20 protein-coding genes and 1 CRISPR repeat array are annotated in these 21929 nt (G+C 44.5%); of the genes, 13 read left to right on the forward strand and 7 right to left on the reverse strand.

What is annotated here, in order from left to right; translation table 11 throughout:
• Positions 1-9: 9 nt before the first annotated feature.
• From ASJ33_RS07915 to ASJ33_RS07975, 13 genes are all read left to right on the forward strand, one after another.
• The gene (locus tag ASJ33_RS07915; protein WP_046961576.1) at positions 10-2688 is read left to right on the forward strand and encodes a CRISPR-associated helicase/endonuclease Cas3; all 2679 of its coding nucleotides are present in this window, start codon (positions 10-12) and stop codon (positions 2686-2688) included.
• Positions 2681-4312, forward strand: a complete 1632-nt coding sequence (casA, locus tag ASJ33_RS07920; protein ID WP_046961409.1) for a type I-E CRISPR-associated protein Cse1/CasA — start codon at positions 2681-2683, stop codon at positions 4310-4312. The genes ASJ33_RS07915 and casA overlap by 8 nt, the downstream gene beginning before the upstream one ends.
• Positions 4302-4835: a type I-E CRISPR-associated protein Cse2/CasB gene (gene casB / locus ASJ33_RS07925; RefSeq protein ID WP_046961410.1), complete on the forward strand. Its 534-nt coding sequence runs from the start codon at positions 4302-4304 to the stop codon at positions 4833-4835. The genes casA and casB overlap by 11 nt, the downstream gene beginning before the upstream one ends.
• The gene (cas7e, locus tag ASJ33_RS07930; RefSeq protein ID WP_046961411.1) at positions 4828-6108 is read left to right on the forward strand and encodes a type I-E CRISPR-associated protein Cas7/Cse4/CasC; all 1281 of its coding nucleotides are present in this window, start codon (positions 4828-4830) and stop codon (positions 6106-6108) included. The genes casB and cas7e overlap by 8 nt, the downstream gene beginning before the upstream one ends.
• Entirely contained in the window at positions 6105-6725 is a 621-nt protein-coding gene (cas5e, locus tag ASJ33_RS07935) for a type I-E CRISPR-associated protein Cas5/CasD (RefSeq protein ID WP_046961412.1), read from the forward strand. Before cas7e ends, cas5e begins: the two co-directional genes overlap by 4 nt.
• A 21-nt stretch (positions 6726-6746) precedes the next feature.
• A complete protein-coding gene (cas6e, locus tag ASJ33_RS07940) occupies positions 6747-7376 on the forward strand; it encodes a type I-E CRISPR-associated protein Cas6/Cse3/CasE (RefSeq protein ID WP_046961413.1) in 630 nt (209 codons plus the stop codon).
• Positions 7376-8305: a type I-E CRISPR-associated endonuclease Cas1e gene (cas1e, locus tag ASJ33_RS07945; protein ID WP_072555803.1), complete on the forward strand. Its 930-nt coding sequence runs from the start codon at positions 7376-7378 to the stop codon at positions 8303-8305. Before cas6e ends, cas1e begins: the two co-directional genes overlap by 1 nt.
• Complete coding sequence (gene cas2e, locus ASJ33_RS07950) at positions 8196-8510, forward strand: type I-E CRISPR-associated endoribonuclease Cas2e (protein WP_072555805.1); 315 nt, start codon at positions 8196-8198, stop codon at positions 8508-8510. The genes cas1e and cas2e overlap by 110 nt, the downstream gene beginning before the upstream one ends.
• A gap of 41 nt (positions 8511-8551) precedes the next feature.
• Positions 8552-9190: direct repeats of the CRISPR family, unit length 29 nt; unit sequence GTATTCCCCACGCGTGTGGGGGTGAACCG.
• Between the two features lie 317 nt (positions 9191-9507).
• Positions 9508-9981, forward strand: coding sequence for a DUF362 domain-containing protein (locus ASJ33_RS08685; RefSeq protein WP_052753405.1), 474 nt, complete (start codon positions 9508-9510; stop codon positions 9979-9981).
• Positions 9982-10022: 41 nt separating this feature from the next.
• Positions 10023-10367 (forward strand): NifB/NifX family molybdenum-iron cluster-binding protein, encoded by a 345-nt coding sequence (locus ASJ33_RS07960; protein ID WP_046961415.1) that lies wholly within the window; start codon positions 10023-10025, stop codon positions 10365-10367.
• A gap of 46 nt (positions 10368-10413) precedes the next feature.
• Positions 10414-11283 (forward strand): ATP-binding protein, encoded by an 870-nt coding sequence (locus tag ASJ33_RS07965; RefSeq protein WP_046961416.1) that lies wholly within the window; start codon positions 10414-10416, stop codon positions 11281-11283.
• The gene (locus ASJ33_RS07970) at positions 11252-12118 is read left to right on the forward strand and encodes an ATP-binding protein (protein ID WP_046961417.1); all 867 of its coding nucleotides are present in this window, start codon (positions 11252-11254) and stop codon (positions 12116-12118) included. Before ASJ33_RS07965 ends, ASJ33_RS07970 begins: the two co-directional genes overlap by 32 nt.
• A 112-nt stretch (positions 12119-12230) precedes the next feature.
• A complete protein-coding gene (locus ASJ33_RS07975) occupies positions 12231-13382 on the forward strand; it encodes a Fic family protein (RefSeq protein WP_072555807.1) in 1152 nt (383 codons plus the stop codon).
• Positions 13383-13696: 314 nt separating this feature from the next.
• Here ASJ33_RS07975 and ASJ33_RS07980 read toward each other — a convergent pair whose 3' ends face one another.
• The 7 genes from ASJ33_RS07980 to ASJ33_RS08015 all read right to left on the reverse strand — a co-directional run bounded on the left by ASJ33_RS07980 (position 13697) and on the right by ASJ33_RS08015 (position 21501).
• A complete protein-coding gene (locus tag ASJ33_RS07980) occupies positions 13697-15073 on the reverse strand; it encodes an ATP-binding protein (protein ID WP_072555809.1) in 1377 nt (458 codons plus the stop codon).
• The gene (locus ASJ33_RS07985) at positions 15070-15759 is read right to left on the reverse strand and encodes a response regulator transcription factor (RefSeq protein ID WP_072555811.1); all 690 of its coding nucleotides are present in this window, start codon (positions 15757-15759) and stop codon (positions 15070-15072) included. The genes ASJ33_RS07980 and ASJ33_RS07985 overlap by 4 nt, the downstream gene beginning before the upstream one ends.
• A 395-nt stretch (positions 15760-16154) precedes the next feature.
• Positions 16155-16784: a DUF4956 domain-containing protein gene (locus ASJ33_RS07995; RefSeq protein WP_072555815.1), complete on the reverse strand. Its 630-nt coding sequence runs from the start codon at positions 16782-16784 to the stop codon at positions 16155-16157.
• 18 nt (positions 16785-16802) lie between these two features.
• Positions 16803-17609 carry a VTC domain-containing protein gene (locus tag ASJ33_RS08000; RefSeq protein ID WP_072555817.1) on the reverse strand — a complete coding sequence of 269 codons (807 nt, stop codon included), beginning with the start codon at positions 17607-17609 and terminating at the stop codon, positions 16803-16805.
• Positions 17610-17642: 33 nt separating this feature from the next.
• Positions 17643-19478, reverse strand: a complete 1836-nt coding sequence (locus ASJ33_RS08005; protein ID WP_072555819.1) for a carbohydrate-binding domain-containing protein — start codon at positions 19476-19478, stop codon at positions 17643-17645.
• A 284-nt stretch (positions 19479-19762) separates the two neighbouring features.
• Positions 19763-20035: a dehalogenase gene (locus ASJ33_RS08010; protein ID WP_072555821.1), complete on the reverse strand. Its 273-nt coding sequence runs from the start codon at positions 20033-20035 to the stop codon at positions 19763-19765.
• Positions 20036-20055: 20 nt separating this feature from the next.
• Positions 20056-21501, reverse strand: coding sequence for a reductive dehalogenase (locus ASJ33_RS08015; protein WP_072555823.1), 1446 nt, complete (start codon positions 21499-21501; stop codon positions 20056-20058).
• Between the last annotated feature and the right edge of the window lie 428 nt (positions 21502-21929).

Consider the following 21929-nt stretch of genomic DNA (forward strand, 5'->3'; position numbering starts at 1 on the left):
GTAATTATCATGGTAAATGGTCCTAACTTGAAATTATGGGCAAAGACTGGAAGAGATGGTGATCTTCACTATCATCCACTGCTCTACCATATGCTTGATGTAGCAGCAGTTGCCACCTATTTATGGGAACTTTTAAGTGAAGACCAGCGCAGGCGAATAGGCCATATAATAGGCAGCGAAGCGCGAACCATAACCTTATTTCTTGCAGGTGGACATGACATTGGCAAGGCCTGTCCGGGATTCCAACAACAAGCACCGCAACTATCCAAATTGATAGAACTACCAATGTCATTAAACAGCTGCCATAGACCTCATGCCTTCGTCAGTGCCTGCATATTAAACCGATTTTTCACAAATTTATTAGGCCAAATTGCCGGGGGTCATCATGGTATTTTCCCACAACCTCTAGATCTGCGTATGGGGTGTGACACTCTTGGAAATATTGAATGGGAAACTGCGCGGGATGGATTATTACAAGAACTAGCAACGGCACTGAAAATAGATATTAATGATGATACCGAATGCAAGCCTCAAATCATAGACCCATTTATTGTTCCAATGCTGGCTGGACTTATTTCGATTGCAGACTGGATAGGTTCCAATCAGGATTTTTTCCCATGCCTGACCGAACCGGGACAACAGTTTGACATAATAGCTGACAAATATTTTGAAAGTGCAAAAGACCGAGCGGGGAAAGCGCTCCGAGAATTAGGTTGGATGCCGGAAGTTACCTTTGCTAAAGAAGCACCTTTTACCAGTGTTTTTTCAAATTTTATACCTAATGATTTACAGAAGTCTACGGAGCATATGGCAATAGAGCAGGACTCTCCCTACCTTATGATCATTGAAGCTCCTACAGGTCAGGGCAAGACGGAGGCGGCTCTATATGCAGCTGACCTGGCTCTTTGCCGCGGGTTTGCCAGAGGTATTTACATCGCCATGCCAACTCAGGCAACCAGCAATGCCATGTTCAAACGGGTTCTGTTTGATTACTTAAAAAAGCGCGGACATAAGGGCAAGCTAAATTTACAGCTTGTTCATGGTAATGCCTTGCTTGCCGGAATAGGAGAAGCCCATAAAGGAGAAATCTCTGATTTTAAAATTACCGATATATGCGCTGATAATACATACGCTGATACCGAAGCTCAGTCATGGTTCACCGCAAAGAAACGGCCTTTGCTTTCCCCGTTTGGGGTGGGCACTATCGACCAAAGCCTGCTGAGCGTACTCCAGACCAGACACTGGTTCGTCAGGCTTTTCGGGCTTGCAGGTAAGGTAGTTATATTTGATGAAATACACGCCTATGATGCATACATGAGTACCATGCTTGAAAGGCTTTTACACTGGCTGGCAGAGGTTGATTGTACAGTGATTCTTTTATCAGCAACACTACCAAAAACGAAAAGAACAGCTCTTATTCATGCCTATTCCGGTCAGAACAGCTTGGAGAAACAGTGCTATCCACGCATTACACTGGCCAAACCTAGACATCATATTACACAAGAAACTGAAACACCCATAATTTGTAAGGAAATACCTGCCGAAGATAGCCACTGCATATTTCTGGATTTTTCTAAGAATGAACCGGAAATTTTAGCTGAAGAATTAAGACGCAAACTGGAACACGGTGGATGTGCGGCTGTGATTTGCAATACAGTCAACAGCTCAATCAAATTATTCCGATATCTGAAGACTAACTTGAATGAAACTGAGTGCCTGTTATTTCATGCCCGCACATTACAAGCATGGCGGCGCAAACGTGAAGATGAGGTCTTGCGTAAATTTGGCAAAGGAAAGAAACAGTCTGATGGAACTTATATAAATCCTGACCGTCCTTTTCGTGCCATACTGGTTGCAACTCAAGTAATAGAACAAAGCCTGGATTTGGACTTTGATTTAATGTTTTCTGAAATTGGGCCTGTCGACTTACTCCTCCAGAGAGCAGGGAGGCTTCATCGCCATTTACGCACCCGTCCGGCAGATTTAGAGAAACCACAATTAACAATTCTTTGCGGGGGAAACCTGTTAGGTCCACCTCCTGATACATTTGGCGATGATATTGAGCACATATATAGCCGCTATATACTTCTCCGAACATGGCTAGTGCTAAGAGGGAAAAACAAGATTGAGATTCCCGCCGAAACGGAAAATTTAATAGAGAAAGTATATGGCACAGATAACGAACTGTGCCAGCCGGACTGGCTTAAAGCCCTAGAAGAAGCAAAAAGAGACTTAACATATACACAACAAGAATCTCAAAAAGCTGCCTCCAGATTACTAATTAATCCACCAAATAATTCAGAGGATGTTATCAGGCAGTTCAATTACCAGTTATTTGATGATGATGATCCTGAAGTGCATAAAACTCTTAGGGCGGCAACACGAGAGGGTGATCAGCCCATTATGCTGGTGATAGTAAAGGCTAACTCTGTCATTATTTCCGAACCTACTCTTGACGAAGTCAGAGACCTGCTGGACCACTCTGTCATGCTAAGTCTTAAAGGGCTTTATCAGGAATTAATATGTAATTACCAAACGCCAAAGGAATGGAGAGATAATACCCACCTTAATCATGCCCGTTTAATACGTCTTGATGAAAACAGCCGAGCAAAGATAGGGGATTATATCTTAACAGTAGATGAAACCCTCGGTATTATGATTGAAAAGGAGAGTAAGGATAATGGCTGAATTTAATTTGGTTGAAGGTCCTTGGATTCCCTGCATAAGTCCTGATGGAAATATCAGCGAATATAGTATCCGAGATGTATTGCTTCAGTCACATAATTTAAGCGAAATATGCGACGATTCACCGCTCGTCACTGTGGCTATCCACCGATTGCTATTAGCTATTTTGTACCGAGCATTGGAGGGACCCAATAATATACAAGAGTGGAGAGACCTATACCAAAAACACAGCTTTGCGCAATCAAGAATAAATGAGTATCTGTACAAATGGGAGCAAAAATTTAATCTTCTCGATCAAAGTTATCCTTTTTACCAGATGAGTCAGCTTGTAACTGCTAAACCAATTTCAACTAATCGCCTGGCAACAGAAATTGCCAGCGGTAACAATGCTACCCTCTTTGACCATGGTGGGGATGATATCATAGTAGAGTGGACAGCCCCTCAAGCTGCCAGATATCTGGTTACCTGCCAATCTTTTGCGCTGGGTTTTGGCAAAAGCGGGAATGCGAAGATAAACGGAATAAATGAGACCCTGCCTTATTCATCAGATGCAATTGCATTGAGGGGTATGAATATCTGGATCCAAGGAGAAAACCTATTCAAAACTTTAATGATAAATTTATCACCTATTAAGGATATATCGCTTCCTCCTTGGGAACTAGAAAACCCGAATAAATATCGGGACAAACAAGAAAATAATAATAGAATAGTTTTCGGTTCTTTTGGGTTGGTCGACCAACTAACTTGGCAGAGCCGGCTCATGAGGCTAATTCCAGACAACCAAACCATTTCAAAGATGTATTTTACACAGGGTCGTTCCGCAGATAAATGTGCTATAGATCCAATGAAAGTTTATCGCTTATCTAAAGATGAAGGAGTCTCAGCATTAGCTTTCAGCAGTAACAAATCTGCCTGGCGAGATTTTCATTCAATCCTGATGATTCCAGAATCCGGAAGTAAAGAACACAGGCCAGAGTGTTTCAATATGGCAGAAGAAGCGATAAGCAACGATGATGTAAACGATTCTAAAATTTTTATTACTCACGTTGCAGGCCTCGCTACGGCACCAAATAAGGCTGGGAAATTCATATTTTGGCGCCACGAACGGATGCCTGTTCCTGCAGCATTGCTGAACAATACTGATTTACTAGAGCGGCTAGGAAAATGCCTTGCATATGCCGAGAGAGCGGCTGGAGTACTGAAATACCGCATACAAAGGGTTATTAAGCTATATTTATCACCTGATTGTGAGTTACCTGGTGGACACCAGCCTGACCCGTCTGATATAGCCAAACTGATTGAATCTTTAGACCCCCGCCCTGCCTACTGGTCTCGCATGGAGGACCACTTTATGACACTGATTGAAAACCTGCCCAACGACTGGGATACTGACACAGGAGATTCGAAACCTGATGAAAAGCAAATGGCAAGATTAACCTGGAGACAAAATATCAAACATCAGGCAAAGAATGCTTTTTTAGAAAGCATTGCAGCACTTGGTACTACCACACGTGCTATACAGGCTATCGCTCATGTCCCCGTTGATTTTTCTGATCTGGACCTGGACCGGCAGCCAATAGAAAAAATAAAAAGAAAGGAAAAGGAGAACTATAATAATGGGCCTTGATGAGAGACAAAAATTATTTATAGGTTACCTGTGTTCACTTGCTAAAAAGGGGCAGGAAGATCGCGGTGCTCTTGCTGACCTCCGTAGCGGCCTTGGTAAAAGACCAGATGAGATGGCTCGTATTCACAGGCATGTGGTGCCTTATCTACCAGATAAAAATTACAATGACCGATGGTATTACTTGATAGCAACACTTTTCGGTTATTATCCAGAACATCGTGGCAATTATTCACTGGGTAAAGCGTTCAAGCCTCTTCGTACAAAAAGCACAAGCATGGAGACCAGATTTATTGCACTGCTCAATGCCCATTACGAAGATCTGGATAAACATTTGCGCTACACTGTAAGCCTGCTAAAGGCGAATGAACAACCGCTGGACTGGTTTCAGTTATTTCAAGACCTTCTCCAGTGGGACAGCCCCGAAGGCCACGTCCAACTTAGATGGGCAAGAGATTTCTTCAGCGTTAATTCCAGTGATGAAAATACCAAAAAACAAACTATAGGAGAAGAAAACAATGAGTGATTCCGGTATAAAGTATGAAATCCACCTTATCCAAAATTTTGCTCCGGCAAATCTCAACCGTGATGACACCGGCCAACCAAAGAGTGCCACATTCGGAGGGTTTCGACGTGCCAGAATTTCAAGCCAGTGCAGCAAACGTAGTATCAGGCTACAAGGGCTTATGGCGAAACTTCTCGAGGATAAAGGAGCTATTCGCACTCGCCAGCTAATTATGGAAATAGCAAAGGGTATTAGCGGCGAAGAACCTGATGCAAAAACTATTGAGACAGTGGCGGGTGTATTTGAAGCAGGCGGGCTCGAACGACCGGCGAAGAGAAGCGGTAAGACAAAAAGTTCAGAGACCGAAACCGCAGGGGAAGACAATGAAACAAATAGTAATGAAGACTCTGAATCTAAAAACACAACCAAAATATTACTCTTTATAGATAAACAGGCTATAGCCAAACTTATTGATGTATTCAAAGATAACTGGGATGATCTGGCCAAAGGAAACAAAGAAACCAAGAAAAAGGCCTGCGATAAAGTAGGGCGCATATTGTTTGAAGCTGTTAAAGCTCCCGATATTGCTTTGTTTGGCCGTATGCTGGAATTAAAAAACAATACTCCATTCGGAAAATACAATATGCAGGTCGAAGCCGCTTGCCAAGTTGCCCATCCGATATCCACCCACAAAATAGATATGGAGATGGATTTTTATACTGCGGTTGATGACTTGAATCCTGAAGGGGAAACTGGTGCAAGTATGATGGGTATTGTGGGATTCAATAGTGCCTGTTACTACCGGTATGCGCTGGTTGACCGTGATCAGCTTGCCAGAAATCTGTCGCGCAAGACTGAGCGTAAGAATGGGGCATGGGTACAAGAGCTGGACATACAGGACTATCAGGAAGCAGATAAAGTTGTAAAGTCATTTCTTGAGGCAATGACCTATTCCATACCCACCGGAAAACAAAACTCGTTCGCAGCCCAAAATCTGCCATCCTTTGGGTTGCTTGTTAGAAGGCAGGGCGGAGTGCCAATATCCCTTGCCAACGCTTTCAGCACACCCGTGCGCCCGGAAAGAGGCGATGATGATTTAATAGGGTTGTCTGTAAATGCTTTGACAAAACACTGGGATTCTACCAAAGAACTATATGGGGAACAGGGGATTAAAACTGTCGCCTGTTTCCATCTTCAGCAAGAAAAACGACTGAACGGACTTGCTAATTCCGCCCAGACAAGTGTTGAGAAGGTTATTAATGAAGTTTTGAAACCGAATGAAGAAGAAAAATGAATGAGAAATATACACTGCTAATAAGACTTGAAGGCCCCCTGCAGTCATGGGGGTATCGCAGCCGGTTTGATTATCGTGATACCGCGCTTGAACCGACCCGAAGCGGTGTAATAGGCCTTATCTGTGCAGCAATGGGTATTGCCCGTAATGAAAATATCTCAAAGTTCGATGAACTTCGGATGGGAGTCAGGGTTGACAGAGGCGGCAAGGTAGAACAGGATTTTCACACGGCACTGGATGTGATAAAAGCAGATGGTAGCGGTAAGGATACAGTAATATCTTTTCGCGATTACCTCACCGATGCCTCCTTTACTATTGGATTGGAATCATCAAATCAAAGCCTGCTTGCAGAAATAACCAAGGCCTTGATATCTCCTAAATGGATATTATTCCTTGGCCGCAAAGCTTTTCCCCTAACCTCACCGCCAATTTTTGAACGTCATAATCCAGTCAAGCCGGGCTCTTTGGAAGAAAATCTGCTATGCGGATTCCCCGCAAAGCGCGTGCTTTTAGAATCACCGGATGGTGAACGGACTCAGCTTGACTGGCCACGGTGCTTTGATAAGCGGTATTTTAAACCTCGCCGGTTTACAGTGAAATATGTCCCGGCTGAATAAACTTTCATGAAAGGAGACGTTATGTATTTATCCCTTCTAACACTAAATTCTAGGTCAAAAAGGGCTTTGACGGAATCTTCACGCCCTTATGAACTCCACAGGTCATTATTAAAAGCCTTTCCTGACGCAGCGGACGGCGGGCCGGGCAGGGTATTATTCCGGCTGGATGTAAATGAACAAACCGGGAGTATTTCGACCCTTATCCAATCTGAAAAAAAGCCACTCTGGACAAGGATTAATGGGTACGCCAGCTTTGTTACGGAATGTAAGTGCAAAGAATTCAAGCCAGCTCTGTCTTTAGACCAGATATTTAGATTCCGTTTGCGGGCTAATCCAACTAAGCGTATGAAATCCACAGGGAAACGTGAAGGGATATTAAACACAACAGAGCAAGTAGAATGGTTGCGTAAGAAGGGGATGAATAATGGTTTTGAAATAATAGATGTCATTGCTCTAGATGAAGGATTCGTAAAAGATAAACTGACTGACACAGATAATACTGGACATAACACAAATATGTTCTCTGTACGTTTCGACGGTCTCCTGAAAGTAACTGACGTAGATGTATTTTATTCTACTCTCCGTAGCGGTATTGGTTCCGCTAAAGGGTTCGGATTCGGCTTGCTTTCAATCGCACCGATTAAAGAGTGATGCGAACACTTTATGAACTTCCTCGCTTCCGAGACCGCTGGAGCTATCTTTATTTAGAAATGGGACGGCTGGATGTTGATGCAGATGGCTTGGGGTTTCATCAGGGGAATTGCGTTGTGCCAGTACCCATAGACCAGCTCGGGGTAGTAATGCTGGGACCGGGTTCAACGGTAACCCATGCTGCAATTAAGTCACTTAGCCAAAACAATTGTTTAGTTGCCTGGACTGGTCAAGATGGAATCAGATTGTATGCTGCCAGCATTGGAGGTACGTATAGCGCCCGTAGACTTATCCGACAGGCGCGGTTAGTAAGTGATGAAGAAAAGCGGCTGGAAGTGGCTTGGAGGATGTACAGGTTCCGCTTTAATGAAACCATACCTCCAGTTGTTAGTTTAGAAAGCATCCGCGGCATGGAGGGTATTCGTGTACGCCGCGCCTATGCCAAGGCATCTCAAGAATATGGGGTGGAGTGGAACGGCAGACATTATGATCAGAAAGATTGGAATAAAGGTGATCCCATAAACCGGGCCCTTTCAGCGGCAAATGCCTGCCTCTACGGTATTTGTCATGCTGCTATCCTGTCAGCAGGTTATTCGTCTGCGCTTGGGTTTGTTCATACCGGTAAAATGCTCAGCTTTGTATATGACATAGCTGATTTATACAAGACGGAATTGACTATCCCTGTGGCATTCAAAATTGCGGCAGCCAATCCAGAAGACCTTGAACGTCAGGTAAGAATGGAATGCCGGGAAGCTTTCTATAAATACAAACTTCTTGAAAGGTTGCTGCCGGATATTGCGGAGGTACTTGGTGTTAGTGATGATATTGGAGAAGGTCCCGACGAGTTTGAGGGGCGCATTGTCACGCTGGCTGTTGGAACCGAAGACGGGAGTTTTTCTTGGGAACCCGAGCGCCAGGGTGAGGGATGAACTCTGGGACAAGGCGATAAAGAAAACAAAAGCAAGCGGTGTTATCCTACAAATTTGGACAGACCAGAACCCTCAGGGGTTTTCTTCCCGCCAATATGGTGAGAGGGAACGAATGTTTATTGATTTTGAGGGGCTATCACTGGTAAAAATAGACAAGAATATTAGCACTACCAAAACGCAAAATTCTGATACTACAAACATCTAATCAACTATGACCCATTTTCTGCTTAGCTTTATTCTTTTAAGGTATTCCCCACGCGTGTGGGGGTGAACCGTGATATATGCTAGGGTAGGTCTGTTAATGCCTGTATTCCCCACGCGTGTGGGGGTGAACCGTTATGTGTACTCAGGAAGAAATTGATGCCATTGTATTCCCCACGCGTGTGGGGGTGAACCGCGTGCGTGTCGGCAGTATAGATTTTGCTGTTAGTATTCCCCACGCGTGTGGGGGTGAACCGATTGTCTAGGGTCAAATCTCTAGCGTGTAATTGTATTCCCCACGCGTGTGGGGGTGAACCGGCATCAAGTTCCTCCTGAATTCTTAAAATACTGTATTCCCCACGCGTGTGGGGGTGAACCGATAACGCTCTCCATGTCGGGAACTACCGCAACGTATTCCCCACGCGTGTGGGGGTGAACCGGTTAGTAGGTGGTTTTTTACCACGAGTAAAGAAGTATTCCCCACGCGTGTGGGGGTGAACCGGCGTTCCCCCTTCGTTACTGACTTGGTACAAGTATTCCCCACGCGTGTGGGGGTGAACCGAGGATAGATAATCTAGATATAACGCCTAGTCAGTATTCCCCACGCGTGTGGGGGTGAACCGGTGTATTGTATAGTGCAGAACAAGACAACTAAGTATTCCCCACGCGTGTGGGGGTGAAACATTCGCTCTCCAATCTTTAATAAAGCTAATGACATAGTTTGGCCTTTCCGGGCAAGCCACGTGAACCGTTAATAGCGAATAGCAGTTAAGAATGATATTGAATATAATCTTATAATTGCCAAGCATATCTACTTTCAGGCCTCTTAGTAGAACTGACAAATCTCAGCCCCTATAAACAACCAACACCAAGTGGCAGACCCTTAGTTGACATACCTTAATCAGGGGGGTATCATTAAGGAAATGAGCATATGCTCATTTCCTTAACTCTGACTTTGCCGGAATTAGATTGAAACTAAGTTTTAAGAGGCTAGTAATAAGTTGCTATCAGTAAATAAAGAACTTTGCAATGGCTGCGGCGTTTGCCAGAAACTCTGCCCTCAAGAAGCCATAAACATTCAAGATGGAATAGCCAATATATATCAGGATATATGCACCCAGTGTAATTTATGCCTGAAGAAATGTCCCAAAGGTGCAATCTCAGAACAAACAAACACTAATAAAAATTTTAAAGAGAAAGGGGATACCCAAATGTTCTACAGGCAACATCGCAATTGTTTATTAAACAACCAACCCCGGATGGGCTTTAGTGAATTAAGTTCTAATTATCCGTATATTGGTCGCGGGAGGGGCGGTCTACCTAGATGCCAACAACCCGGATTACAGAGGATACCCGTAAATCCCGGTGCCATACCACAAGACGAAAACATTGGCCAGTTAAAAGCCGAAGCTGAGAGACTTAGCCGAGAAATCAGCAGGATAAATGAACGTATACAGTCTATAGAAAATCAGTAGCGCTTATTTAAAATTACTTCAGTAAATGGCCAGGGAGAAAAATGAAGATAGCAATCTCAGCAACCGGAGATACTCTGGAAGCCTATATTGACCAGAGATTCGGCCGATGCAAATACTTTATTATAGCCAACCCTCAAACGCTTGAATATGAATCCTTGGATAATTCGGAAATAGCCGGCAATGGCGGAGCAGGTATTAAAGCAGCCCAATTAGTCTGCGAACAGGGCGTTGAAGCAGTAATTACCGGGAGTTGCGGGCCTAATGCCAGTGAAGTTTTAAATGCCGCGGGAATAAAGATTATTACTAACACAGATGGACAAATCAAAACAGTCCTGCAAAATTTCCAAAAAGGAACCGGGGAATGTACACCTACCTCAGAAATATAGAATATTTAAGTTATATGCTTTGGCGTAAGGGTCTTTTTAAATCAGAATGATTATATCAGTTGCGTCCGGTAAAGGAGGAACTGGTAAAACCCTGGTATCTACTAGTTTAGCAATCTCACTGAAGGCACTATACAATACCCAATTGCTTGACTGTGATGTAGAGGAGCCTGATGTACATATTTTCCTAAAGCCAGTTATTCAAAGTAGTTCGATTGTATCTATTCCTGTACCGCAAGTTGACGAAAATAAGTGCACCTATTGTGGCCGTTGTGCCAGATGGTGCCAATTCGGGGCTATATCAGTTATCGGGGGAAAGCATATAAATCTCTTTCCTCAACTCTGCCACGCATGTGGCACCTGTACATATTTATGTCCTCAAAAAGCCCTGACAGAGGTCCCACACAGTTGCGGCAGAGTAGATTCAGGCAACGCAGGAAATTTATCGTTTGTCGCAGGCACACTTGATATCGGCTCTAACCAGACTATCCCTTTAATCCACAAAGTAAAGGCGATGGCAACAGACAACAATGTCGTCATTATAGACTGTCCACCGGGTACTTCCTGCCCCGCTTTCGAATCTATCCATGGCAGTGATTACTGCCTCCTGGTTAGTGAACCCACACCATTCGGATTAAACGACCTGAAATTAGCCGTAGAAACAGTTAGGAAACTGGACATTCCCTTTGGTTTAATACTTAACCGAACGGGCAATGTATTTACCCCGATGGATGAATATTGCCGAGCTGAAAATATATCTATTCTGATGTCTATTCCCTATGACGCCAAAATAGCTTCTCTTTATTCTAAGGGGCTGGTACTGGCGGAAGAAGACCCTAACTGGCTAAAAGAATTCCAAACACTATTTACAAATATAAGAGGGCAACTTGGCAAAAGAAATCGTTATCCTGAGTGGTAAAGGTGGCACAGGTAAAACCAGCTTAGTTAGTTCATTTGCTTCCATTGTTGAAAATGCAGTGCTGGTAGATTGTGATGTTGACGCAGCCGACTTACATCTCCTGGTACATCCTGAAATTCAGGTTGAACAACCATTTATATACGGACAAACAGCTGTAATAGATCCGCAAGTATGCAACCGATGCGGACGTTGTCAAGACCTGTGCAGATTTAACGCTATTGGCAATTTCCGTATAGACACTTCCCGCTGTGAAGGATGTGCACTCTGTTTTATGGTTTGTCCTCTTCAAGCCATTCAAATGGAACCCAAAATATGCGGACGCTGGTTTTTATCTGATACCAGATATGGACCAATGCTTCATGCCAGATTGGATACAGGGGCTGGCAACTCAGGCAAATTGGTTTCCTTATTGCGACAAACAGCCCGTGAGGTGGCACGGAAAGCCGACTGCGAGTTTATTCTAGTAGACGGTCCTCCAGGTATAGGTTGCCCAGTTATATCATCACTAACCGGGGCAGACCTAGTGATTATAATCACTGAGCCCACACTTTCAGGCATTCATGACTTGGGTAGAGTCATTGGCATTTGTAAACACTTTGAGATTCCATCACTCGTCTGCTTAAATAAATGTGATATTAATCCGGGAAATAGCCAACAAATAGAAGATTACTGCCGCAATCAGGGAATAAAAATAATTTCATATCTACCATTCAGTGATGTATTTACTGAAGCTCAGCTAAATGGAGTACCCCCTATTGAATACACTGATGGCAACCTGAGAGAATTAATCAGGAATACATGGGTGAAAATTACTAAACACATTGAGAAAGTTTAAATTGTTTTGGTGATTACTGAACATTAAATCTTATATGTTTATGAACATCTATTGACTTAATGTATATAAACATATAAGATTTATATACATATAAAGTGAGGATGTTCAAAACATGCCCACCATTCAAATAGGTAGATACATCCAACAACTCGGTGGTTTTAAGGCTTTCATACCAAGTCCGTTTCCTCCACCAGAGGGATTTGCCTTCAGACAAGCTACCATAAAGAAAAGTATCCAGGCTACTCATCTTCTGGGAAAACTGGATGGTATAACCCAGCTCCTGCCGGATGTGGATTTCTTTATTTTAATGTATCTACGGAAAGATGCTGCTTCATCAAGTCAAATAGAAGGAACCAAGGCTACTATGGTAGATGCCATTGAAGCCGAGATAAAAATTACTGACAAACTTCCGGTAGATGTAGATGATATTTTACACTATATCCGTGCATTAAATTATGGCATGAAGAGAGTTGCTGAAGATAACTTCCCAGTTTCATTACGCTTGCTTAGAGAAATACATAGAGAACTCATGCTTAACGCGCGTACAACCCAATACGCTGATCCCGGAGAATTCCGCCACAGTCAGAATTGGATTGGTGGAACACGCCCTGATAATGCGACCTTCGTCCCGCCACCAGTGAATGAAATGCATATTGCCCTGGGTGACTTGGAAAAATTTATTAACACAAATGATGATATACCCTCTGTTATCAAGGCTGGCCTTATACATGCTCAGTTTGAAACCATTCATCCTTTTCTAGACGGAAATGGCCGAACTGGCAGAATGCTTATAACTCTTTATCTTTGGAAAGAAGGTTTGTTAGAAAAGCCTATCTTATTTTTATCTTCGTATTTTAAGAGGTATCAAAATATCTATTATTCAAAGCTAACAGGCTACCATCAAGGTGGCTTGGATGAGTGGATTAATTTTTTTCTGGATGGAGTTATAGAAATGGCCGGTGAGTCAATAGAGATAGTGGGTAAGATTACGGCCTTACGCGAAAAAGATATGTCTAAAATTCAAACTCTGGGGAAAAGAGCGGCGGAAAGTGCCTGCAGTGTTCTTCCACGCCTGTATGGACAACCGATTGTGAATTTAGCAACAATTCAGAAATGGACCGGCTTCAATACTCGTGCTGGGGCACAAATTGTCATTAATAGGTTTATTGAACTGGGGATTCTTATCCCTAAAGACAAGAATAAAAAATATGGCCAATCCTATGTATATAGGGATTATCTAGATATTTTTACCGCTAACGATTAGTAATAATACATTCACCATATATTTTCGTCTCCACCAAAGCTAAGAATATGCCCTCGCTTGTTAAGACGAGGGCATTTAAACATAAAATATCGGACGGGGAATTTCAGTTCTGGCAGACACTCATTCTCACCTGATAACTGCCAAAGTCCGGCGGAGTACGTCTTAACTCCAAATATTATCACCCACTCTAAACAAGATTAAGAACGGTATCTGGATTATTAAACCTCGTCTGTTGAATTTCACCGCCAGATTTAACCTTTCGGGGATTTCAGCTTTGGTGGTCTTTAATAGAACAGATTAAATAAAAAACCGGCTTACGCCGGTATCTTGAATGTAAAAATAGTACCCTTACCCACAGTACTGCTTACCCGTATTGTTCCGCCGTGAGCTTCAACCAAACCTTTTACAATACTCAAACCCAAGCCGCTGCCGCCGGTATGGCGTGAGCGTGATTTGTCCACCCGGTAAAAACGGTCAAACACATATTTCAATTCAGTTTCCGGTATTCCTTCACCTGTATCCTCAATACTTATTTCTACAAACCCGGATAAATATTCCGCCTTTACCGTAATAGCATCTCCATTTTCCGAATGGGTTACGGCATTTTCAAGCAGATTGTTGAGTACCTGTCCAATACGGTGGGTATCCATCTCAACAGCCGGCAAAGATTGCCCGAATACTGCTTTTAATTTGATACCCTTAGCACGGGCGTGCCTCTGTATAGCCCTGATTGACAGGTGAATAACCTCTTTTACATCACTGCGGGTTTTCTGCAAGCGCAGCTCACCTATTTCAGCCAGAGATAACTCCTGAAGGTCATTAACCAAACGTGACAGCAGCCGCGTTTCCTCTGTAAGAGTATTTATAGTAACTTGATCAGGCCTCACCACCCCATCCTGTACCGCTTCCAGATAGCCATTAATATTGGATAACGGAGTTCTAAGTTCATGGGCTATATCAGCAATCATATTATGCTGTACCTCGCGGGAATGCTCCAGCTCACCGGCCATACTGTTAAAAGCGGTGGCCATGGCGCCTAATTCACCTTTATCGGCAATCATTACCCTTTGAGAAAGGTCTCCACGGCTAAGCCCTTCGGTAGCTTGAATGATTGACTGAACGGGGGATAAAATACGCCGAGACAGAAACCAGGATATTAGCAAAGCAATGGCCAGAGCCAGTCCACCTCCCAGCAAAAGAAACCTCTCAATAGATGGAGTAAGGCTGACAGGAGTAGGAAACTCGGCACCAGCCGGTGTTGCTGAATCAATATATAAAGTACCTATTAAAGTATCTCCGGCGGAGGGACTGCCTGAGTTCTGGTCATACCCGCCTGTCAGGGTATTGACTGACAATGCCCTTCCCCCGTAAGAGGTATATAGCTGCCCCTGAAGTATGTTTTCAGAATCAGCCACTACCAGATGAGCGTAATCAGTCAGGATAATACGGCGGTCATACAGATTGCCCCACTGCTCGACCAGTGACTGAATGCCCTCCCAGTCTCCGTGTTCAAGGTAGTAGTGTTTCAGCTCAAATTCCACCTTACCGAAACGCGCCTCATCATATTGCATACCAAACTGCTGAAACTCTGACTGGGCATTGTGGCTTACAAAGATAAAGACCATACCCATAGCTATAGCAATAACAGCCACAAAGGATACCAGCAGCTTAAACTGAAGGCGATGAATCATATCTCTGACTCACAGACGAAGCGGTAACCTGCCCCGTATATGGTCTGGATAAAGCAGGTGTTTGTTTTATTAAGTCGCAGTTTTCTGCGCAGGTTACCTATATGCACATCAATAGTACGGTCAAAGCCGTCAAAATCGTAGCCCAGAGCCTGCTCTATCAGCTGGGAACGGCTGAAAACCCGGCCGGGTTCAGCCGCCATAGCTCTCAGAAGTTTCAGCTCCACCGCAGTTAGTTTTACTCCAGCCCCATTCAGGGTTACCTGATGACGGGAAAAATCAAGTGTAAGTTCCCCGCACTTTATAATCTCCGGCGTACGGATACCGGGCAAGCGGCGCAAGATAGCCCTGACTCTGGCCGCCAATTCACGCGGGCTGAATGGCTTGGTAATATAATCATCAGCCCCGGTGTCCAGACCCTGTAGTTTATCATCGTCTTGAGTTTTAGCAGTAAGCATAATAACCGGCACGCCGGATTCCAATCTCAACTGGCGGCAGATTTCAATCCCGTTCATACCCGGCAGCATAATATCCAGAATAATAAGGTCGGGCTTATTCTGCCTGGCTATATCCAGCCCGGTTATACCATCAGAAGCAGCCAAAACCCGGTAACCGTCTCTGGCCAGGTACAACCTGACCAGTTCAACCGTTTTGGCATCATCTTCTACAATCAGTATTCTGGCAACCATAGTTACTACTATAGTAGTAAATTATCAAGATAATGTGAAGCAAAATAAAATAATAAGACCATTAGCGGCACCTAGGTTTAGATTTGTGAACCTCAACCCGTACGTTATCTGTATACCGGAGGGCAAAAATGCTCAGCACTACTCCGATAATTACCAGAATAAACCCTACTATAATTCCCATATGCCTATGATAAAGGGCAAATATGAATATAATATTAAGCCGAAATCTCTTTTTACGCTGACGGCCGAGCGGGGTCAAATATAAGGGCCGCACAAAGCTGTATTTGGAGGAACTTTATGCGGCCCTTATAGTATGCCTCAGATAATCTGGTTTAGTTTTTTTGGTGTCTTGCCCGGCTTACCTCCTATGAATTTAGTTTATATAAAAGCTGCAGCTAGTTCAGGAATATTTCCATCTGGCCAGGCTGGACAAGCTCACGAAGTTCTTTGGTAAAGCGCAGACTGTCAAAGCCGGCTGATGACCTGTACTGATAATGCAAGTTTACCTTCCCCTCCACCGCAGACATATTTTCAAGCTTAAGGTATTTGAGATTGCCCTGCAGAAAATTATTCAGTTTATCTTCTGAATCCTGAAAGGCAGACTGGTCCAGAGTGATAATGATGTGGTTTCCGCCTTGAGATGATAAATGTTTGCCGAGTGCCTGCTGGATAGCCATAGCCATAAAAACTACAGCGAACAGGATACCGGTTAGAACGTAATTTTCGGTAGCCGCCCCGACTGACGAAGCGATAAGTAACAGCAGAAAACCTATTTCAGCCGGGTCTTTCACCGGGGTGCGGAAACGCACAAAGGATAACGCCCCCAGCAGACCCAATGAGAGGGGAATTGAAGACTGGATACCCAGGAAAAGAACGGTGATAGACGGCCCGCCGATAATAAATGTCCGGTGGACCCCGGCCCCGATATGGCGGTTTCCGTAAAAATACTGGTACATCAGGTACGTCACCACGGCGGAAACAAGTGAAAAACCCACGGGCAAAATATTTTCCAATAGCTGGTCCAAAAATAGTCTCCTTATAATTTATTCAGATTGGTCTAACAAACCGGAAGGCAATAAACGTGACTGGCTGCCTGGTTTCTGCTGGTGGGCTTCCAAACAGGCGGCATACTTGGAAAACCGGCTCCAGTCAATATCTAAAATCCGGAGGGGATTTAAACTGGAAGGCAGCTCCATGTCCCTGCCCTTTATTTCCAGTACTCCCCCCTCCATTTCCAGATTGTGTTCCTTATAACCCAGCCCGGCGGCTACTACCGTAGAGCGGATATGGCAATCCAGCGCCAGACTAAGCCCGGTACTTACCTCAATGAAGCGGTAACGCCAGTAGCTGATACTTATAACCGGGTATAACGGTGCATTGATATCCCACCCGAAGTCACCCAACGTATCATAAAGCAGTTTTCGGGAAATAAGCCCTTCAGAATCAGGTAACCGGCCGGGCTGGGGGATATTCAATTTCGCCTCTACCCGTTTCTTGCTGCCCTCAAAGCCCCGGCGCATCTTAAGCTCCAGATAGGCAGGGCAGTCCGCTTCCGGCCAGACAGAATCCCCGTACCACCGCAAACGGATTTTATCTTTCTGGTAATCACCGGAAATGGAACGCTCAAATAAATCCAGCCCGGCAGTATCGTAGTACAGGCTGTTTATCTGTTCCGAGGCATATCCGGGATGGGGCAGGGCGACAGTCCTAAGCAGGCCATATGCCATGCGTACCTTTGCCGGACTAAGATAAAACTTGCGCTCTATCCTGGGCTGAAACTGGGTTATATTTTGACGCTGCCTGGTACTTCGGCTGAGGGCCGAAACCCCGGATTTATCAGTTAAACTCATATTTTAGTTTGCCTTTCTATAAAACAGATAGTATCAGGGCCGTCCCCCGCCGCCAGGGAAGCTGCCGCCACCGGGAAAACTCCCGCTGCCGCCCGAACCTGCCTGAGTGACCACCCCGGAAATAGTCAGCGTAAGCACCTGGCTGCCGCCGGTATAAACCCCGCCGGAGTACAAACCGTCTGTGGCCGTACCGCTTGAATATCCGCCGGTATAAACCAGACAGGTTAAACCGGAACTTAGCAGGGGCGAACAGAGAACTACAGACTGATAAGCTTTGGGTGAGATATAGGTAAGTATATCTTCACCAGTGGAGGTTTCAATATGGATCAGGCTGCCGGCTGCCTGAACTGTACTGAAATTAAGCATCAGGGAATACTGGCTGGACGAACTGTCCGGTGCCTGGGCCATGCCGGAGCTGCCTACTGCCAGCAGATACCCCCCGCTGACTTTAAACGTACCCATGTAATCCAGTGCCCCGTTATCATTGCCGGTAGGACCGCTTACAATCACAATACCGCCAGTCATAGCAGCCGAGCCGTTGGTATCTATGCCATCTCCCGAAGCATTTATCACCAGATAACCGCCGTTGATATACAGCCAGTTATCAGTTGAGGAAGTAAAGCTGTTCTGGCCGGGTCTGCCATTTATGGAAGATTGGTCATTGCCGCCGGCAACATTTATGCCGTCGTCACTGGAAACTACGCTGATACTGCCGCCATTAATGGTTATCTCCGCGCTCTCAATACCCTCGTAGCTTTTCAGGATACTTATTGTCCCGGCGTTTATTTCAATACTGGTATCAGCATGAATACCATCATCTCCGGAAGAAAGAATCAGGCTGCCGCCGCCGATAAGCAGGCTGCTGTTGGAATGCAGGGAGTCATCAGAGGAATCTATCTTCAGATTTCCCCCGCTGATAGTCAGCTGGCCGCCGGCTTTTAATCCTTTGGCACTGCCGGTTACAGCAGAAGCTACGGTATTATCATCCACCCCCCAGAACCCCCAACTGCCCCCCATACCACCCGCCGGATTGCTATTATTTACGCTGCTGCTATTTGCACTGCCGCCCCCGCAGAAGATTGTTATTTCACCGCCGCTTACAGTCAGGTCTGTTTCAGCCTGAACACCATCTTCGCCAGCTGTAATATCCAGATAACCGCTTTCAATTAAGACAAATCCCTTTTCGGCATTTTCATCATTGGTAGACTGAATGCCATCCCCCCCGGCCTCAATAATAACTGAAGCCTGGCGGATAACTACCGAATCACGCCCCTTAATCCCGTCATTAACGGCTTTGACCACCAGCGTCCCGGCAGTTATTTCCAAGTCGTCTTTGCTTTGAATACCGTTATTGTAATTTCCGGTTACAGTCAATGAACCGTTACCGTTTATAGTCAGGTCTGACTTGCTGAAAATAGCCGCATTAGGTTCGTCTACGGCCGAACCTTCCGAAAAATAAGACTCCCCATCTGAAACATAATTTTCAGTGCCCTCCGCCAGAGTAATAAAGGCATTGGCGGCGCTTTTAATATAAATAGCCGAGCTGGCCGAGCAGCTTATATTTACCCCGTTCAGGATAATTATTACATCAGCCTCATCTTTGGTATCTACAATTATCCGGCCGTCCGCCAGCTCACCGCTTAGGGTGTACGTGCCAGCTGAAGTGATAACCAGCTGACTGCCGTCAACAGTTACGCCCTCACCCTCAACACTGATAGTCTCTGCCAGACTGATGCTGGTGAAAATATCAGTTTGCCGGGTAGTGCCCGAATCTGTATCTGACAACTGGGATGAGCAGGAAATCAGGCCGGCAAATAAAACCAGCATACAAACCAATAAAAGTGCTTTGTCCAAAAACGTTTTTTGCATATATCTTAACCTTTCCAAAAGAGGATAACAGTCAAATATATACAAATTATGAAGAATTAAAGAGGTGGTGGAAGTCCTATAATATATCAGGAGAAAAGACTGTCTTTATGAACAGATTTTTAACTAGATATTCAATGTACAGAGCTTGTGAAAACTTTAACAGAGGCAAAATACCTGATAGTCAATCCAGATTTACTGAAATTCTTTAGTAACCGTAACTCCTAAAAATAAAGAGGGGGAAAGGAACCTTCCCCCTCTTTAAATGAGTGTTACTATTTCCTGAACTAGGCTTTCTTTGCCCTTCGAGCAGCTAACTGCCAGGTGACTGCCAGCACGATAATAGATGGCAACCCAGTTACCAACAAGAACATATAAGCCGCTTTTGGTTCTACTTCTGCCAGACTGCCGAAGTAATTCTGGATAGTAAAAAGAAGCAATCCCAAACCCAGAACGCCTATAACCCACTCATACCAGGATAATGAAATTTTCCTAGTGCGTAATCCCATCATAAGCCCCAGAAATGAGACTCCAAGAATAAGACCAATTAAAAACCACATAACTATCATTTCTCCTTTAATTAATAACCACCATGTTTTGAAAAAGAAGTTGTATCCCATCCCATCGATGGTAGGGATAAATCCCACCAGTCTTCTTTCTCTTCCCCGGACTTCGCCCCATAACCAAAGGTCTTATCCGCTTTCCACAGAAATTCGTTAAATAGTGGAGTGGTAGACAGTGTGGCCTTAACCACATCATGTACCATGGCTGCGCCATTTACATTAAAAGTACATGTAGCCATACAGGTGCCACACCCGCCTTCAAAACAGTACATCCAACACTCTATATGGTTTGCGTAGAACATCCGCTTGCCGGCAGGATGGATAATATCCGGTTTCCCATACAATGAGGGCAATTCCCAACTCGGTTCCTTATCATAAGGGATTACCTGAGTCGGACAGGTTTGAGCACATTTATTGCAGGTTTGGCAAAAGCGCCAGATACCGGAATCTATAGGCGTGGTGGGTTCTAACGGCAAGTCAGTTATAAATGTGAAAAACCCTGAAACTGGCCCATAGTCCGGAGAGATACAATACCCGCTATTACGGCTTGATTCCGCCAGACCGGTAAGAATAGCACTCACTGCTGCAGGCATAGGGCCAGCCTGTGGTACAGGATAACCATAGCAATGATACCCTATACCTCTGATAAACTCCTGAAAAGCCGGCTGAAGCATGCTGAAATGGCGATAGCGGGATACATTGGCTGCAAACTGCAATGATGATCTGTCGGAAGTACGATACATTTCCCGGGACATAGGCAAAGACATAGATATTTTGTAAAGCTTCCTATCAGGGAATACATATTTATCAGCATCTTCGTAACCAATATCTACATCTTCAAATATCTGTCTCTTATTAGGGACTTGTTTATGATAAGTGTAGAATACTTTTTCCTTCTCCAGACTGGAAATTTCGCCAAAACCAACCATACCGGCACCAAGAAAGGTAAGAACACTACGTACCATTCGGCTGTTTTCCTCAGGAGTACCCTCCCATTTAGGAACACCGGTTGTTGCCGGGGCAGGAATAAGGCCAGGGCCCATAAAAGATATACCGTGGATCATCATCGGTACAATGGAACTGAATCCCAAAGCCTGGTCTCGCAAAGTTTTCCCAGGGGTATTATTGATGGCAGCTTCAACGTTAGGAGACATTATATTCGATGATAAACGCCGTTTTACCTCTTCACTTCCAAGGTAGTGAATCTGTGTTTCAGTCTGCTGTCCGCTAGCTCTACCATCCGGTGCAGTCAGCATATCCCAATCTACCTCAAGAGTGGGTTGATACAATTCTCTATCTTTTACCCACCATGGTCTTTTGTTTGCTGCAGACGGTGAAGCAATTACCTCATCAAGGTCCTTAAACACCGGCGCGGCAGCAGCGGCAGTACCAATGCCGGCTCCCGCCAAACCCAAAGCCCTAACGAAATCACGACGGCTTACTATTGAATGAAAATTGGACATATTCCATTTCTCCTTTTAGTTTGATTGCGTCCTTTCCCTATGTCACCTTGTTTTCTCTAACTTTCGTACGTCCTCCTCTTAACCATCATTGCTTATTTATACTCAATTCTATAAAAGGCGTGCGGGTTTTTAATCGTACTATATACGTATTCGTTATCATCATTAAGTGCCAAGGGATGTCACATATGTGCTCCCCAACAGTGCCCAAGGCACAGCATAACCTGATAAACCAGTTTACATATTAGTAAACTCCCAATTTTTCAACCGGAAATGCCCAAAAGTCATAAAACCACATGATTATTGCGGCGGTGAATAGCGGCTAGTCTTGCTAAAAACTAAATCTATTTAGCCCTTCTAGCCACCAGTTACCAGACAACCAATAGCAGTACGAGACCAATAACCCCGAATATCAGTGACCCCATCCATGC

The organism is Dehalococcoides mccartyi (genome assembly GCF_001889305.1).
Lineage (GTDB): Bacteria > Chloroflexota > Dehalococcoidia > Dehalococcoidales > Dehalococcoidaceae > Dehalococcoides > Dehalococcoides mccartyi_A.